2 protein-coding genes and 1 pseudogene are annotated in these 1,591 nt (G+C 64.6%); all 3 read left to right on the top strand.

From position 1 onward, the window contains the following. A partial coding sequence (locus EN914_RS34870; protein WP_164779149.1) for an amidohydrolase family protein occupies positions 1–802 on the top strand: 802 nt, incomplete at its 5' end. Between the two features lie 60 nt (positions 803–862). Then, on the top strand, positions 863–1,450 hold the full coding sequence (plsY, locus tag EN914_RS34865) for a glycerol-3-phosphate 1-O-acyltransferase PlsY (protein WP_024503489.1): 588 nt from the start codon (positions 863–865) through the stop codon (positions 1,448–1,450). Further along, a pseudogene (locus EN914_RS39630) lies at positions 1,447–1,591 on the top strand (DNA-protecting protein DprA); the annotation flags it as partial. The gene plsY and the pseudogene EN914_RS39630, both read left to right, overlap by 4 nt.

Raw genomic sequence — 1,591 nt, 5'->3', positions numbered from 1 at the left:
GAGTGCGCTGGTGATGCGCCGCGCGCTGACCTATGCGCGCGACTTCGGCGCCACCATCGTGCATGAGACGCAGGATGCGGACCTCGGTTCATCCGGCGTGATGAATGAAGGCCTCTACGCCAGCTGGCTCGGCCTTTCCGGCATTCCGCGCGAGGCCGAATCCATCCCGCTGGAACGCGACCTTGCGCTGGCGCGGCTGACGCGCGGTTCGTACCATGCGGCGAAGATCTCGACGGCGATGGCGGCAAACGCTGTGACGCGTGCCAAGGCCGACGGGGCGACGGTGACGTCAGGCGTGGCGATCCACAATCTGTCGCTCAATGAAAACGATGTCGGCGAATACCGCACCTTCTTTCGCCTGACGCCGCCATTGCGTGCCGAGGAAGACCGGCTGGCGATGATCGAGGCGGTCAGGGACGGTACGATCGACGTCATCGTCTCCTCGCACGATCCGCAGGATGTCGACACCAAGCGCCTGCCCTTCGCCGATGCGGCGGCCGGCGCCATCGGGTTGGAGACGCTGCTGGGCGCGGCCTTGCGGCTCTACCACAATGGCGACGTGCCGTTGCTGAGGCTGATCGAGACCCTGTCCACGGCCCCGGCAAAACTGTTCGGACTGCCCGGTGGCACGCTGAAGCCCGGCGCTGTCGCCGATCTTGCGCTTGTCGACCTCGACGAACCCTGGATCGTCAGCGAAAGCGGCATTCGTTCGCGCTCAAAAAACACCTGTTTCGAAGGTGCGCGCCTGCAAGGCAAGGTCTTGCAAACGCTGGTTGCGGGCCGCACAGTGTTCTCCGTCTGAGCCGGACAACCCGCGCACCGCGCCTGATCCGGCCAAACTGGGGGAAATGCGGGGGAAACAATGACTTACAGCCTCATCCCAGCGCTTGTGTTCGGCTATCTCCTGGGCTCGATTCCGTTCGGGCTTCTGCTCACCCGCGCGGCCGGCCTTGGCGATGTGCGCCAGATCGGCTCGGGCAACATCGGCGCCACCAATGTTCTGCGCACCGGCAACAAGGGCCTAGCCGCGGCGACGCTGTTGCTCGACGTGCTGAAGGGCACGGCCGCCGTACTGATTGCTGGCTATTTCGCGCCTGACCTGGCGATCTGGGCCGGTCTCGGCGCCTTTCTCGGTCATCTCTTCCCGGTATGGCTGGGCTTCAAGGGCGGCAAGGGCGTCGCCACCTATCTCGGCGTGCTGATCGGCCTTGCCTGGCAGGTAGCGCTGATCTTCGCCGTCGTCTGGCTGGTGATGGCATTCCTCTTCCGTTATTCCTCGCTTGCGGCGCTGACGGCGGCGGTCATCGTGCCGATCGCCCTCTATGTCCTGAGCACGCCGCAAATTGCCGGATTGTTCGTGGTGATGAGCGTCATCGTTTTCATCAAGCACCGGGAAAACATTTCGCGCCTGCTTGCCGGCACCGAGGGCAAGATCGGAGCCAAGGGATGAGCGAGCCGACCGCCGGGCCGCGCCTCAGCGACCGGCAGCGGCTGAGCTGGCTACGACTGATCCGCACCCAGAATGTCGGCCCTGCCTCCTTTCGCGACCTGATCAACCGCTTCGGCTCAGCCGAAGCGGCGCTTGAAATAC

Origin of the sequence: Mesorhizobium sp. M7A.F.Ca.CA.001.08.2.1 (genome assembly GCF_003998455.1) — a bacterium.
Lineage (GTDB): Bacteria > Pseudomonadota > Alphaproteobacteria > Rhizobiales > Rhizobiaceae > Mesorhizobium > Mesorhizobium ciceri.
Note: the sequence above shows the minus strand (reverse complement) of the source record. Positions and strands in the feature narration are given on the sequence as shown.